The organism is Kribbella sp. NBC_01505 (genome assembly GCF_045040285.1).
GTDB lineage: Bacteria > Actinomycetota > Actinomycetes > Propionibacteriales > Kribbellaceae > Kribbella.
Window position 1 is genome coordinate 3,374,897 of sequence record NZ_CP109425.1, and the last position, 14,434, is coordinate 3,389,330.

At 69.1% G+C, this 14,434-nt stretch carries 12 protein-coding genes; 6 read left to right on the top strand and 6 right to left on the bottom strand.

All coding sequences use genetic code 11. The features are described 5' to 3' along the window. Positions 1-107: 107 nt before the first annotated feature. Positions 108-2,648, top strand: a complete 2,541-nt coding sequence (locus OG474_RS15900; RefSeq protein WP_405063066.1) for a DUF222 domain-containing protein — start codon at positions 108-110, stop codon at positions 2,646-2,648. A 1,437-nt stretch (positions 2,649-4,085) separates the two neighbouring features. After that, a complete protein-coding gene (locus OG474_RS15905; RefSeq protein WP_405063067.1) occupies positions 4,086-5,024 on the top strand; it encodes a M20 family metallopeptidase in 939 nt (312 codons plus the stop codon). Between the two features lie 71 nt (positions 5,025-5,095). On the opposite strand, the gene OG474_RS15910 is transcribed toward OG474_RS15905, so the two are convergent. Beyond that, the gene (locus OG474_RS15910; RefSeq protein ID WP_405063068.1) at positions 5,096-6,523 is read right to left on the bottom strand and encodes a pre-peptidase C-terminal domain-containing protein; all 1,428 of its coding nucleotides are present in this window, start codon (positions 6,521-6,523) and stop codon (positions 5,096-5,098) included. Between the two features lie 100 nt (positions 6,524-6,623). Then, positions 6,624-8,051, bottom strand: coding sequence for a PPC domain-containing protein (locus OG474_RS15915; protein ID WP_405063069.1), 1,428 nt, complete (start codon positions 8,049-8,051; stop codon positions 6,624-6,626). 165 nt (positions 8,052-8,216) lie between these two features. Between OG474_RS15915 and OG474_RS15920 the strand changes: the two genes are divergently transcribed. After that, the gene (locus OG474_RS15920) at positions 8,217-8,654 is read left to right on the top strand and encodes a YciI family protein (RefSeq protein WP_405063070.1); all 438 of its coding nucleotides are present in this window, start codon (positions 8,217-8,219) and stop codon (positions 8,652-8,654) included. Here OG474_RS15920 and OG474_RS15925 read toward each other — a convergent pair. After that, positions 8,643-9,746 carry a zinc-dependent alcohol dehydrogenase family protein gene (locus OG474_RS15925; protein WP_405063071.1) on the bottom strand — a complete coding sequence of 368 codons (1,104 nt, stop codon included), beginning with the start codon at positions 9,744-9,746 and terminating at the stop codon, positions 8,643-8,645. The two genes, OG474_RS15920 and OG474_RS15925, sit on opposite strands and share 12 nt — an antisense overlap. Continuing rightward, positions 9,743-10,159, bottom strand: a complete 417-nt coding sequence (locus OG474_RS15930; RefSeq protein WP_405063072.1) for an acyl-CoA thioesterase — start codon at positions 10,157-10,159, stop codon at positions 9,743-9,745. Before OG474_RS15930 ends, OG474_RS15925 begins: the two co-directional genes overlap by 4 nt. A gap of 95 nt (positions 10,160-10,254) precedes the next feature. On the opposite strand from OG474_RS15930, the gene OG474_RS15935 reads away from it, so the two are divergent. The 3 genes from OG474_RS15935 to OG474_RS15945 are packed head-to-tail and all read left to right on the top strand — an operon-like array spanning position 10,255 to position 12,609. Continuing rightward, positions 10,255-10,623: a dihydrofolate reductase family protein gene (locus tag OG474_RS15935; RefSeq protein WP_405063073.1), complete on the top strand. Its 369-nt coding sequence runs from the start codon at positions 10,255-10,257 to the stop codon at positions 10,621-10,623. A 21-nt stretch (positions 10,624-10,644) separates the two neighbouring features. After that, positions 10,645-11,262, top strand: coding sequence for an alpha/beta fold hydrolase (locus OG474_RS15940; RefSeq protein ID WP_405063074.1), 618 nt, complete (start codon positions 10,645-10,647; stop codon positions 11,260-11,262). 9 nt (positions 11,263-11,271) lie between these two features. Beyond that, complete coding sequence (locus OG474_RS15945) at positions 11,272-12,609, top strand: MFS transporter (RefSeq protein WP_405063075.1); 1,338 nt, start codon at positions 11,272-11,274, stop codon at positions 12,607-12,609. On the opposite strand, the gene OG474_RS15950 is transcribed toward OG474_RS15945, so the two are convergent. Both OG474_RS15950 and OG474_RS15955 read right to left on the bottom strand, forming a co-directional pair. Continuing rightward, the gene (locus OG474_RS15950; RefSeq protein WP_405063076.1) at positions 12,511-13,737 is read right to left on the bottom strand and encodes an ABC transporter permease; all 1,227 of its coding nucleotides are present in this window, start codon (positions 13,735-13,737) and stop codon (positions 12,511-12,513) included. The two genes, OG474_RS15945 and OG474_RS15950, sit on opposite strands and share 99 nt — an antisense overlap. Continuing rightward, a complete protein-coding gene (locus tag OG474_RS15955) occupies positions 13,731-14,423 on the bottom strand; it encodes an ABC transporter ATP-binding protein (RefSeq protein ID WP_405064581.1) in 693 nt (230 codons plus the stop codon). The genes OG474_RS15950 and OG474_RS15955 overlap by 7 nt, the downstream gene beginning before the upstream one ends. Between the last annotated feature and the right edge of the window lie 11 nt (positions 14,424-14,434).

Genomic DNA, 14,434 nt, shown 5'->3' on the forward strand with positions numbered 1-14,434 from the left:
CCTGTGCACCATCGGCTCGCTGACCAACTCGAACCAACCTCCCGCCTGAATTCCCTTGTCCGGAAGGGGATTTGCATCGTTACCATTTCGTGACTACAATCGAATACATGTTCGAGAATGATCTGACAGAGCTCTCCACCCGCGACCTGCTGGAGTCGGCCGCGGACCATGTAGCGCTGTCCAATCGCTGCGATACCCGCGTCTTCGAACACGCCCTCGTCTACGCCGACCGCTACCACCCCGACCGTCTCCCCGAAGCGATCCGCCCCGGCCGCCGCGCCGCCGACGGCCGCGAACGCGCCATCGTCCTGGGCGGTGAAGGCTGCCCACCGATCGCCGAGTTCGCCGTCAACGAGTTCGGTGTGATGCTCGGTGTCTCACCCCGCGTCGCCTCCCGCTACATCGGCAACGCTCTCGGCTTACGGCACCGCTTCCCGCAGACCTGGGCCCAGGTCCTGGCCGGCGAGGCCACCGCCTGGAAAGCCGCCCGCATCGTCGACGACTGCACCGACCTGTCCGAAGCAGCCGCCCGCTACGTCGACGCCCGCATCGCCTCGCTGATCGACTCCATCACTCCCGGCCAGCTGGCCAAGATCGTCCGCGCCGCCAAGTACCACGCCGATCCCGACCAGGCCCGCGCCAAAGCCGCCGAGACCGCCCGCGAACGCGGCGTCTTCACCAGCCAGTCCGACGAACACGGCACCGCCACCATGTACATCCGCGCCGCCGCAGCAGACATCAAACGCAACAAGGCAGCCATCCGCGGAATCGCCAACGCCCTCTACGACATCGGCGACACCCGCACCCTCCAAGCCCGCCAAGCCACCGCCGTAGGCATCATCGCCGACCCCCGCTACCACCAAGAACTCCTAGCCCAAGCCGCCGCCCACCCCCGTCACACCACCAACACTCCAGCCCCCACCCCCGCACGGCCGACACCCCCGACCGCGCCGAACCCCACCCCGTCACCCACGTCCGCAGCCCGCCCCACCTCCACCTCCACCTCCGCCCCCACGCCAAGCACCGCCTCTACCCCCGGCACAGCTCCAGGCTCTGCCCCTGCTCCCGCCCTTACACCCGCGCCAAGCTCCGCCCCAGCCCCAGAGCCCGCCCATGCAACTACTCCGGGTTTCATCCCACCCCCGGATCCGCTTCCCACGCCGAACCCGTCGTCAAGCACCGCGCCCATCTCAGCGCCCACACCAGCACCGACCACCGCGGCGAAGCCAGCCCCCGCATCGGAACCTCGGCCCGGCACAGCGCTCACACCCGCACCGGCCTCAGCGCCCGCACCGGCATCGGCAACGGCAGGCGCCTGTGCCCATGCACCAGCGCCGAGCTCGACACCTGCCCCGCCACCCGCCTGCGCCCACGGACCTGCGGCGAGCACTGCCCCAGCACCGGCACTGATCCCCGCGCCGAACCCGTCGTCAGGCACCGCGCCCAACCCAGCGCCCGCGCCCGCACCGGAATCGGCATCGGCATCGGCATCGGCATCGGAACTGGTGCCTATGCCCGTCCAAGCGCAGGCTTCGCCCGCCTCCGCCCACGCGCCTGCGCCGATCTCGGCACCTACACCCAGCTCGCCACCAACACCCACACTGCTCCCCGCGCCCGGCCCGAAGCCGAAGCCAACCGCCGCCTCGAAGCCGGCGCCCGCATCGAACGCTGGATCTGCTGGTGCGCCGGGCGCAGCGCTGACTCCGGCGTCGGCGTCCGCGCTGGCGGCACCGTCGGAAGCTGCATCGGGGTTCGGCTCCGCGTGTGAGACGAGTTCCTCAGCGCTACCCGGATCCGGTTCCGCCGCCATCCGGGGCTCCGCGCCCGTAACCGATCGTCCTGTCGACGAACCCCTGCACGGCGACGGCTACTGCGACGGCTACGAGAGCAGTTGGTGTGAGCCTGGCCTCGATGACGAGGCCGACCGCGACGCACCCCACCCCAGCACCAGCGACCTACCCGACCCACTCGACAACCCAGCGAGCCCAGGCCCGAGCTCGGGCTCGGAACCGTTCGACCCCGCACCCGACGATCCCGGTATGGACGCAGCCGCCCACCGCGCCCTCGCCGCAAAGCTCGCCCAGATCAGACACGACGCCTACAACAACCCCGCCACTCCCCACACCGCAGCCGCATCCGCACGCCCCGGCAAAACCGAGATCTACCTCCACCTCACCGACTACACCCTCGCCACCGGCACCGGCGTACTCCGCGCGGAAGAACTCGGCCCCTTCATCAACGACCAGCTCACCGAACTCATCGGATACGCCCCCTACACCGTCAAGCCCGTCATCGACCTCAACCAAGCCATCAGCGTCAACGCCTACGAAATCCCCCTCCGCATCCGCGAACACATCAAACTCGCCCACCCCACCGAGCTCTTCCCCTACGGCACCCGCGAAACCACCAACACCCTCGACCAAGACCACATCAAGCCCTACCGCCCCGACGGCCCACCCGGCCAAACCAACACCGACAACCTCATACCCCTCAGCCGCCACGCTCACAGGGTCAAAACCCACGGCCGCGGCTGGAAACTCCGCCGCATCGACGCCAAGACGGTCGAGTGGACAACACCCCACGGCTTCGTGTTCCACGTCAACCCCACCGGCACCCACCGAATCACCAAAGACCCACCCAACGGCTGATCTCGTTGCATCCTTCGGCTCATGCGGGGCGAAGCGCGAGACCACCCGCGGACCCGCATCCACATGTTGAGAGTTCGCAGCCTCAGCAGGAAGACCCCGCTCGGGCTGATCCTGCTGCTCAGAGCGACCCATCGGCTCGACCATGGGTTCGGAGCCGAGTGCCGGCCACCCCGGCCACCCCGGTCAGGCAGGTCGCCTCGGTCGCCTCGGTCGCCCGACGACGAATACCTGCCGCCGCGAGCGGTCGAGTTTGTACTCCGATGTGCCCTGGGTGTCTCCAACCTAGGGCTGTGCCGATCGACGCCGGTATGGACATCGAACGGTGAATGCCATGCACGGAGGGCACGGGGACGGGAGGGCACGGCACCGGCTGAGCACCGCGCGGCGTGGCTGAGCACGGCGCGACTCAGCACGGCGCGGCTGGGCAGGAGAGCACGGTCGGCCGTGGCAGGGCATGGAGGCACGGTGGCTGGACCGATCCGTGCCTCCGCTGGCTGTCCCTGCAGGCTGGTCCACGGTTGATGGCGACGGACCGATCGCGGCGGGTTCGACCGTCCTATCGCAGTGGGCGGGAGCGGTGGGCGGGTGCGGTCAGCCGGTGCGGTGGGCGGGTGCGGTCAGCCGGTGTGGTGGGCGGGTGCGGTCAGCCGGTGTGGTGGGCGGGTGCGGTCAGCCGCTGCAGTGAGCCGGTGGCAGTCGGCCCATGACATGGCATACGCGCCGCGATTGCTTGCCGGGTGCTGGGGTGGACGGGCCGGGCCGGCGGCGACCTTTGTGTCTTTGGGCGTGGCCTGCGCCGAGCCTCCGACGGCCGTCCTCCGCACGGAATCACGGGAGGAATCACAGGAGACGAAACGACTCCTTGTCTCAGGCCGCTGTCATGATCCGATCGACCCGGCGCAATCGCGGGCTCTCGCCGGGCTCGCCGGGGCCGGTTGCGGGGATTGGCGGCGGGCGCGGGGAAGTGGATGACAGTCGTGGGGATGTCGGTTGCGGTGGTTTCGTTCGGGCTGGGGCCGGGAGGGCGCGTGTGGGTGGTGGTGCCTGCGATGTTTGCGCGGCTGGGGCTGTCGATGGTGGGTGCTCGATCTTGGCGCGTTGGGGTGTCGACGGCGGGGCTTTGGGTGACGGCGCGGGTGGAGCTGGTGGGCGGGTACGGTGGCGCGATGGATCTGGTTCGGGAGAGTGGCGGGCTCACGGCGGGGTTGGTCGGGTTGCGGCGGGAGTTGCATCGGGATCCTGAGGTGGGGCTGGTGTTGCCGCGAACTCAGGGTCGGGTGCTTGATGCTTTGGCCGGGTTGCCGTTGGAGGTTTCGACGGGGCGTGAGGTGACTTCGGTGGTCGGGGTGCTGCGGGGTGGGCGGCCGGGGCCGACTGTCTTGTTGCGCGGGGACATGGATGCGTTGCCGGTGGTCGAGGAGACCGGGCTGGAGTTCGGTGGTCGAGGAGACCGGGCTGGAGTTCGCGTCGGAGAACGGGAACATGCATGCCTGCGGTCATGATCTGCACACGGCTGGGCTGGTGGGCGCTGCGCAGTTGCTGAGTGCGCATCGTGAGGAGTTGCAGGGGAACGTCGTGTTCATGTTCCAGCCGGGTGAAGAAGGGCTGGGTGGTGCGGGGTACATGCTGCGGGAGGGGTTGCTGGAGGCGAGCGGGGAGAAGCCGATCGCGGCGTACGCCGTGCATGTGTGGGGGCTGGCGGCCAAGGGGATGTTCGAGACTCGGCCGGGGACGATGATGGCCGGCTCCAATCAGCTGCATGTCACCGTGCACGGGCGTGGCGGGCATGGGTCGACGCCGCATACGACGGCGGACCCGGTGCCGGTGGTGGCTGAGTTGGTGACGGCGTTGCAGACGTATGTGACTCGGCGGGTCAGCGTGTTCGACCCAGTGGTCATCACGGTCACCCAGTTGTCGGCCGGGGTGGCGATCAACGTCATCCCGAATTCGGCCAAGCTCGGCGCAACAGTCCGGACGCTCTCGAACGAGACGTTCACGCAGCTGTCCGAGGAGCTGCCCGCGCTGGCGGAGTCGATCGCCAAGGCGCACGGGTGCACGGTCGACGCCGCGCTCAATCTTCAGTACCCGGTGACGATCAACGACGCCGACCGCACGCAGCATGCGATGGGCGAGCTGACGAAGCTCTTCGGCGCGGAGCACGTCCAGTTGGCGGCCCACTCGCAGATGGGGGCCGAGGACTTCTCGATGGTGCTGCAGGAGGTGCCCGGCACGTTCATCATGCTCGGTGCGCGCCCCGACGACGTACCGGCCGACGAGGCGCCTTCCAACCACTCCAGCGTCGTCCGGTTCGACGACGCCGTACTGCCGATGCAGGCCGCGGCACTTGCGCAGCTGGCTGTCTCACATCTGACCTGAGCATCTAACAAGGCGCCTGAACCTGCGGCTGGCCTACGCCAGATGTTGGCCAGCCGCAGGGGTTCGAGGGGTCAGGCGAGCTTCACGGTGTAGGCACCGCGACTGCCGTACGTCGAGTAGCCCGTACTGAGCGGGTCGCCGTAGCCGACGTTGTCGATCCGGACGTAGTAGGTGCCGGCCGCCAGATCGGCGGTCACCGAGGCGCCGAGGCCGGTCGGGGTCGCGGCGTCGGTCTGACCCGAGGCGGGGTCGGCCGAGGCGACGACGGTACCGGCGCTGTTCAGCAGGTCGAGCTTGATGTCCAGGTTCCCACCGGAGGCCGCGGCGTTCGCGGTGGCCGTGTAGTTGCCTGCGGCACCGACCGTGACCTTGTAGACGTCGGTGTCGGTCTCGGCGGCGATGTAGCCGGTGGCCGTCGTACCGAGGGTCAGCGCGGCCGCGTCGGCAGTGGTGTCACCGGCCTCGTCCGTGCGCAGTGCGAGGCCGTGGGTGCCGACGACGCCGTAGTCGTCTTCCTTGTTGTTGGCGTCGGCGTACTCGCCCTTGCTCCACTGGCTGATCCCGCGGTAGTACCCGACGCCCATGATCGGCGCCCAGGCGCCGTGGCCCTGGTAGTAGCCGACGGAGGAGGTGCCGTCGTGGCTGAGACCGACGTTGTGGCCGGCCTCGTGGGAGGCGGCCTCGGCCAGGTTCTTCGCGCCGGTCCCGACGCCCTTGGTGAAGACCAGCGCCGGCTGGTAGTAGTCGTGCTGACTGCTGTTGTCGTACACGCCGACGTAGGCGACGCCGCCGCAACCACAGCCGGACTGGTACCAGGTGTCCGGGTCGATCAGCACCCGCGTCCCGTACTGCAGGTCCGAGGCGCCGGACCGGTCGATCGCGGACTGCGGAGGTGCCTGCGTGGTGACGTCGACGTCGAAGGTCGCGTAGTCCTCCGCAACCCGCGCCCACACATCGCGTACGACGTCCTGCTCAGCGGTGCTGTAGTTCGCCGGATCGCCGTCGGTGTCGTACGCCGAGACGTTCACGGGGTCGATGCTCTTGGCCGCGTTCCACGCCGTACCGGTGATGGTGTGGCCGTCGAAGTCCAGGTAGAGCACGCGGTTCGAACCGGCCTTGCTGTGCAGCTCGAACGCCGGACCGGTCGCACCGGCGACGGCCTCGGTCGCCCAGCGCGGTGAAGCCTCCTCGGACTTCTGGGCCGAGGCCAGCTGCGGCTCGCGGTAGAACAGCCGGCTGCCGGCATCGAGCCAGGCGGTCTTGTCGGTCGCCAGAATGCGCTGCAGCTGGTCAGTGGGCAGTCCGTTGGTCGCGGCCACTTCGGCCAGCCGGCTCTGCACTTTACCCAGTGCTGTGACGCCCGGTGTGGGCTGTCCGAGCAGCTGGTCGATCGGTACGAGCTGTGCGTCGGCGCGGGCGCCGGCGCCGATGGCGAGGCCTCCGAACACGACTGCTCCGGTGCACGCAAGCGCGCCGGTACGGCGGAGTTGCTTCCTCATCGAGGTCCTCCAGGGGTTGGGCGGTGGTTCCCCCCACAGAACCCGGGGCCGTCGATCTCGGTGGGAACGACGGCCCCGGGTGGTTCTGGTGGTCAGTACGTCAGCCGGCCGTCACACGTACCGTGTATGCGCCACGGCTCCCGTACGTCGAGTAGCCGGTGTTCAGCGGGTTGCCGTAGCCGACGTTGTCGACTCGCAGGTAGTAGCTGCCCGCCGCGACCTGACGGCTGATGCTCGCGCTCAGACCGGTCGGGGTCGCCGAGTTGGACTGTCCGGCGGCCGGGTCGGCGGTGACAACGACGTTGCCGGCCGAGTCGAGCAGCTGGAGCTTGATGTCCACATCGCCACCGGACGTGGCGGCGAAGTTGAAGGTGCCGGCGGCCAGGTTGATCTTGAACACGTCGACGTCGGAGTCACTGGCGTACACACCGGAGACCGCCGTACCGAGCGTGAGCGCGGTGGCGTTGGTCGTCGCGTTGCCGTGGTCGTCGGCGCGCAGGGCGAGCCCGTTCTGGCCGATGACGGTGAAGTCGTCTTCCTTGTTGTTCGCGCCGGTGTACTCGCCCTTGCTCCACTGGCTGATCGCCTTGGAGTAGCCGACGCCCATGATCGGGGCCCAGGCGCCGTGACCGGAGTAGTACCCGACCGACGCCGTACCGTCGTGGCTCAGGCCGACGTTGTGGCCGGCCTCGTGGGCCGCGGCCTCGGCGATGTTCTTGGCGCCGGTGCCGACACCCCTGGTGAAGACCAGCGCGGGCTGGTAGTACGCGTGCTGGCTGGTGTTGTCGTAGACACCGACGTAGGCGACACCACCGCAACCACAGCCGGACTGGTACCAAGTGGTCGGGTCGATGACCACGCGCGTACCGAACTGCTGGTCGGATGATCCGGAGCGGGTGATCGCGGACTCGGCCGGCGCCTGCGTGGTGACGTCCACGTCGAACGGCGCGTAGTCCTCGGCGACCCGGGCCCAGACATCGCGTACGACGTCCTGCTCGGCCGTGCTCCAGTTACCGGTGTTGCCGTCGGTGTCGTACGGCGTGACGTTGACGGTGGCGGGCTTACCGCCGGTGTTCCACGCCGTACCGGTGATGGTGTGGCCGTCGAAGTCCAGATAGATCACGCGGTTCGAACCGGGCTTGCTGTGCAGCTCGAACGCCGGACCGGTCGCCGCGGCGACAGCCTTGGTCGCCCAGCGCGGGGAAGCCGCAGACGCAGTCTTCGCACCGGTGATGGGCTCCCGGAAGAACAGCTTGCCGTCGCGGTCGAGCCAGCTGGTCTTGTCGGTGGCCAGGATCTGCTGCAGCTTCGCGGCGGGGAGGCCGTTGCGGTCGGCAAGCTCCGTGAGCCGGGACTGGATCCGGCCGAGCGCGGCCGTGCCCTGGAGCTCCTGGCCGAGCAGCTGGTCGATCGGGGTGGGGGCGGGCTGCTGGGCGTCGGCCGAGTTGCCGGCCACGACGGCGAGCGCGCCGAACGCTACGGCGCCGGCGCCGACCAGGGCGCCGATGCGGCGGGGGCGGGTGTGCATAGAGGGGTCCTCCTCAGGGACTCCGCGTGTCTCACTTGACATAGCCTCACGAGCGGTATGCGAGAACGCACTGTGCGTAGCCTGCCCGATGGGTTGCCCCGCTGTATACATTTTTCTGGGGATTTAACGTTTGATGTGGCCTGTTCCGGACAGCAGGATGAGGCCATGCGATACGTGATGATGATGCGGGCGAGCGCTGGTTCCGAAGCGTGGGAGCAGCCGAGTGAGCAGAGCCTGAACGAGATGACCCAGGTGATGTCCGAGATGGCCGAGAAGGGCGTGCTGCTCGCGGGTGAGGGGCTGCTGCCGAGCTCAGAGGGCTTCCGGCTGGTGCCGGACGGCGGTACGGCGCGGGTGGTCGACGGGCCGTTCGCCGAGACCAAGGAGCTGATCGCCGGGTTCTGCCTGATCGAGGTGGAGTCCCGGGAGGAGGCGCTGGCCTGGGCCGAGCGCTGCTTTGCCGCTGATCACGGCAACACCGCGGGCATCGAGCTTCGGCGGGTCGCGACGGCCGACGACTTCGGGGACAACTTCACCCCGGAGGCGCGAGCGCGCGAGGCGAACACGTTCGCCGTCATCGAGGGGCGGCCCCTAGAGGAGTAGGACCTGGCGGATCGACGTACCGGCGGCGAGGGTGTCGAAGGCCTCGTTGAGGTTGTCGAGGCCGACCGTTGCGGTCAGCAAGCGGTCCACCGGGAGGCGGCCGGCCTGGTAGAGAGCGATGTAACGCGGGATGTCGCGGCTGGGGATGGCGGAGCCGAGGTAGGAGCCCTTTACCGTGCGTTCCTCGGCGACGAGGCTGACCGCGGGCACGCTGAACGTCTGCGAGGGATGTGGCAGGCCGACCGTGACCGTCGTGCCGCCACGGCGGGTGGCGGCGTAGGCCTGCTCGAGCACCTTCCCACTGCCGACCGTTTCGAAGGCGTAGTCGGCTCCACCGGACGTGGCGGCGCGGACCTCCTCGACCGTGTCAGGGCCAGCGGCGACGGCATGCGTGGCGCCGAGAGCGCGGGCCAGCTCTAGCTTCTCCGGTACGACGTCCACCGCCACCAGGGGGTGTGCGCCGACCAGGGCGGCACCGAGCAGGGCGGACAGGCCGACCCCGCCTAGTCCGAAGACGACTGCGCTCTGACCGGCTCGGACCTGTGCGGTGTTCACTACCGCGCCCACGCCGGTCATGACGGCGCAGCCGAACAGCGCGGCGATCTCGGGTGGCAGGGCCGGGTCGATCTTCACTGCGGACCGCGCCGAGACGACTGCGTGGTCGGCGAAGCCGGAGACTCCGAGGTGGTGGTGCACTCCGTCGAGGCGCCGTCCGCCGGACAGCAGTGTGCCGGCGGTGTTGGAGGCAGCACCTGGTTCGCAGAGAGCCGCTCGGCCTTCCGCACACGGACCGCACGCGCCACAGGCGGGGACGAACGCGAAACCGACGGTGTCCCCCGCTGCGAATCCAGGTGCCTCTGACTGGACCACCTCACCGGTGGCCTCGTGGCCGAGCAGCATCGGCATCACGCGTGGGCGGGAGCCGTCGATGACGGACAGGTCCGAGTGACACAGACCGGCAGCGCGGATCCGCACCAGCAACTCACCCGGTCCGGGCGGGGCCAGCTCGACCTCTTCGATCCGCAGTGGCCGCGACTCGGCGTACGGCTTGGGCAAACCCATCTCCCGCAGTACGGCGCCACGCACGATCATCCGGCGATCCCCTCCAGAGCCTCACGAATGCGGTCCGGAATCGGCACCGGCCGCCGCTCCACCCGGTCCACGAACACATGCACGAACCGCCCGGTCGCTGCGGGCTCCGCAGAGTCTTGCCGGAACAGCCCGATGTCGTAGCGCACACTCGAGTTCCCCAGCTGGCTGACCCGCAGCCCCGCGTCGACCACACCCGGAAACTCCAGCGATGCCTTGAACGTGCACTGCGAGTCCACACACAACCCGATCACCGCACCGCCGTGGATGTCGAGCCCACCGACCCGGATCAGGAAGTCGTTGATCACCGTGTCGAAGAAGCTGTAGTACTCGACGTTGTTCACATGCCCGTAGACGTCGTTGTCCTTCCACCGCAGTGTGATCGGCAGAAAGTGCGGAAAGGATTCCCGGTCCATGCCGCCACCATAGGCGGTGTCGGATCGGGGCCGCTGTGTTCGTAGTAGGGGTGAGGCACCGACCAAGGCGCCCATCGAGCTCGGAGGGATCCGAGGTGCGGGACGCGTGGGTCACCCGGATGTGGAACCTGCCGACGACGGTGGTCTCGAACACCCTGCAGAGCCCGCTCGACTGGCCTGATGCGAATGTCCTGAGCGGCGACCCCATCGATGCCATCGCCCGGCTCAAGGAGGAGTCGAAAGTTCCGCTGCGCTCGCACGGCAGCCTGACGCTGAACCGGGCGCTCCTGGCTGCCGGCCTGGTCGACCGCGTCCAGGTGACGCTGTTTCCCGTGATCACCGGTCAGAGCGGGTTGGGCCCGATCTTCCAGGACGCGGGCGACTTCGACCTGGACCTGATCGAGACCCGCACCCTCGACGGCCACACCCAAGAACTCAGCTACCGACCCACCCTGCACGGCTGATCCTCAAATAGGCTGGGTGACATGCGTTTCGTTCTGATCCACGGTGCCACTGCGTCGTCTTGGCACTGGCGCCCGCTGACAGCCGAGCTCACCCGCCGCGGTCACGAGGTGATCGCACCGGATCTGCCGTCCGACGACCCCACGGCCGGGCTCGCCCAGTACGTCGACACGGTGGTGAACGCCGTACCGGCAGGTGATCCGGTCACCGTGGTTGCGCATTCGATGGCTGGGTTCACCGGGGTGCTGGTGTGTGAGCGGTTGCCCGTGCGGGAGTTGGTGCTGGTGGCGGCGATGGTGCCGGAGCCAGACGAGCGGATCAGCGAGTGGTGGGGAAACACCGGGCTGGAGTCGGCGGACGGGGATGTGTTCTTCCACGACCTGCCGGCCGAGCTGGCGGCGGATGCGCGGGCACACCTGCGGGAGCAGTCGAAGGGCCCGATGGATGATCCGTGCGCGTTCGACAGGTGGCCCGACGTACCGACTCGCGTGGTGATCGCGCGGGACGACCGCTTGTTCCCGGCGGAGTTCCTACGCAGGGTGACGTTGGAGCGGCTGGGGGTGGCGCCGGACGAGATGCCGGGGGCGCATTTCCCGATGCTGGGGCATCCGGCGGTTCTGGCGGACTATCTGGGGGCCTAGAGTTCCAGGGTGCGGTTCATCCGGGATCTCGGGACGTTGTTGCGGCGGCGGGATTTCCGGCGGCTGTTCGCGGTGCGGCTGACGTCGCAGTTCGGCGACGGGGTGTTCCAGGTCGCGCTGGCGTCGTACGTGCTGTTCTCGCCGGAGCGGGCGCCGGATGCGGCAGCGATCGCGGGACTGTTCGCGGTGGCTCTCCTCCCCTACTCCGTGCTGGGGCCGTTCACCGGGGTGCTGCTGGATCGGTGGTCGCGGCGGCAGATCCTGTTCGGGGCGAACCTCACGAGGGCCGCGCTGGTCTGCGTGGTCGGAGCGGTCGTTGCGGCGGGCAACGCGGGGGTGCCGTTCTACCTCGGGGTGTTGCTGACGCTCGGCGTGAACCGGTTCTTGCTGTCCGGGCTGTCGGCCGGGCTGCCGCACGTGGTCGAGCGCGACGAGCTGGTGATGGCGAACGCGGTCACACCCACCTCCGGTACGGCGTCCTTCCTGATCGGCGGTGGAGTCGGGGCCGGGGTGAAACTGCTCGTCGACTCGGATCTCGCCGTACTCGGACTGACAGTGCTCGTGTACGTCGGTGCCGCGCTACTGGCCCTCAGGCTCCGAAGGGACCAGCTCGGACCGGATCTCCAGGGTGACGAGCCCGGTGTCCGAGAGGCGGTCCGGACGATCGCGAAGGGGCTGCTGGACGGCGGCCGGCATCTGCGGGAACGGCGGCAGGCCGCGCTCGGGCTGGTGGCGATCGGCTCGCTGCGGTTCTTCTTCGGGCTGATCACGGTCGCGATGATCCTGCTCTACCGGAACTACTTCTACGGTCCGGATCACCTCGACGAGGCCTTCGGTGCGCTGGCGATCGCGACCGGGATGGTCGGGGCCGGCATCTTCGTGGCCGCGCTGGTGACGCCTTGGGCCACGCGGGTGATGTCGCTGCGGCGGTGGATCACGCTGCTGTTCGCGGCCGCGGCGGTGGTGACCGCCGTACCGCTCGGGCTCTTCACGCAGCCGGCGCTGATCGTCGGCGGGTTCCTGACCGGGTTCTGCGCGCAGGGCGTGAAGATCAGCGTCGACACCCTCGTGCAGACGGGTGTCGACGATGTCTTCCGCGGCCGGGTCTTCGCGCTCTACGACATGATCTTCAACGTCGGGCAGGTCTCCGCGGCCGCGCTCGGTGCGGCGATCCTGCCCGACACCGGGAAGTCCTATCCGGTCCTGGCCTTCATCGTGGTCGGTTTCGCGGTCACCGCGGTGCTCTACTCACGCGCCGCGCAGCGCGGTGATCGGCTGGATGGCCGAGGCCTTCCAGGCGGGGTAGGTCCCGGCGATCAGGCCGATGACCGCGCCCAGCAGGGGTGACCCGAACGCGAGCTTGTTGTCCAGGATCGGCGTCCAGTCGTTCGCGAACGAGACCCCGACGGTGAGCAGCACGCCGACCGCCGTACCGAGTAGTCCACCGAGCAGCCCCACGATCACACTCTCGACCAGGAACTGCGCGGCAATGTGTCGTCGCGCGGCGCCCAGGGCCCGGCGGAGGCCTATCTCGCCGATCCGTTCGAGGACCGAGAGCAGCGTGACGTTGGCGATGCCGAGGCCGCCGACCAGCAGCGCGACCGCGCCGAGCAGCAGGAACAGCGCGTTCAGGTCGCCCTCGACGCCCTTGCGCACCGCGCCCTGCTTCGGCGGCGAGTCGACCTTGAGCGTGCTCGGGTCGTTCGGCTGGAGCGCCTTCGGCGCCTGACCGGCGATCAGCTGCGCCGCGCCGACCGCGGTCCGGATCTCGACGGCGTCCGGCGACTTCAGGTCGTACGCCGCTTTGGCCGTTCCGTTCGGCATGATCACCGCGTCGTTGAGCTCGGCGCGACCGGCGACCGACTCGAGGATGCCGATCACGGTGTACGCCTGGTCGCCGATGAACACGGCCGGTGCCGAGTCCACCCGGTTGATGCCGAGCCGCTCGGCCGCATGCTTGCCGAGGACAACGACCTTGTCACCGCGCTGGTCGTGACCGGCGTCGAAGAACCGGCCGGTCTTCAGGACGGCGCGGATCGCGTCGAACAGGCCCGCCGAACCGGACATCACGGTCAGCGCCTTGCCCTCGCCACCGTTCAGCCCGGCCACACTGCGGACCAGGTCGTCGCCGACGTCGAGCGTGCTCACGGTGCCGACCGCGTCGACGCCATTCAGCTTGCCGAGCCGGGCCGGCGCGTCCCACGGCAGCTCGGCCGCCGCTTCGCCTTCCTGCCCGTTCTTGTCCTCCGGCTCAACAACCACCCGGGTCGCCTGTGCCAGATCGAACTTCTCACTGATCTGCCCGGCCGCCGTCTGGCCAAGCCCTACGGTGCCCACGAGCGCCGCAACACCTAGGACAGTTCCGAGCGTGGTCAGAATCAATCGCGTCGGCCGAGCAGCCACCCCGGCCAATGCCTCGTCCAGGACGTCGCGCACCGCCGGCCGGGACCGCCGAGCCTTGTGCGGGTTCACCATTGGAGGGTCCCGTCGACGATGCGGACTCGGCGTTGGGCTCGTTCGCTGACGTGGTCGTCGTGGGTGATGACGGCGAGCGTCATCCCGCCGGCGTGGAGTTCGTCGAAGAGCTCGAGGATGGCCTCGGCGTTCGCGCTGTCCAGGTTGCCGGTGGGTTCGTCGGCGAGCAGGAGGCTCGGTTCGGCGACCAGGGCGCGGGCGATCGCCACGCGCTGGCGTTCACCACCGGACAGCGTGGTCGGGCCGAAGTCCATCCGGTGCGAGAGGCCGACGCGTTCCAGCGCGACCCGCGCCCGCGCCATCCGCTCGCGTCGCGGCACACCGACGTACACCATCGAGAGCGCCACGTTCTCGAGCACGGTGCGATGGGCGAGCAGGTGGAACGACTGGAAGACGAACCCGATCCGCTCACCCCGCAGTACGGCGCGACGCCGTTCCTTCAGGCTCATCGTGTCCACCCCGTCGAGGCGGTAGACACCGCTGCTCGGGTTGTCCAGCAGCCCGAGCAGGTGCAACAGCGTGGACTTGCCGGAGCCGGACGGCCCGACGATCGACAGGTACTCGCCCTGCCGGATCGTCAGGTCGACCTCGCGGATCGCCTCCACCTCGGGCGGCCCGGGGAACACCCGCCGGACACCGATCATCTCCACGACCGGTGCCGGCAGGGCGACCGCGACCGGCGACATCTCGAGCGCGG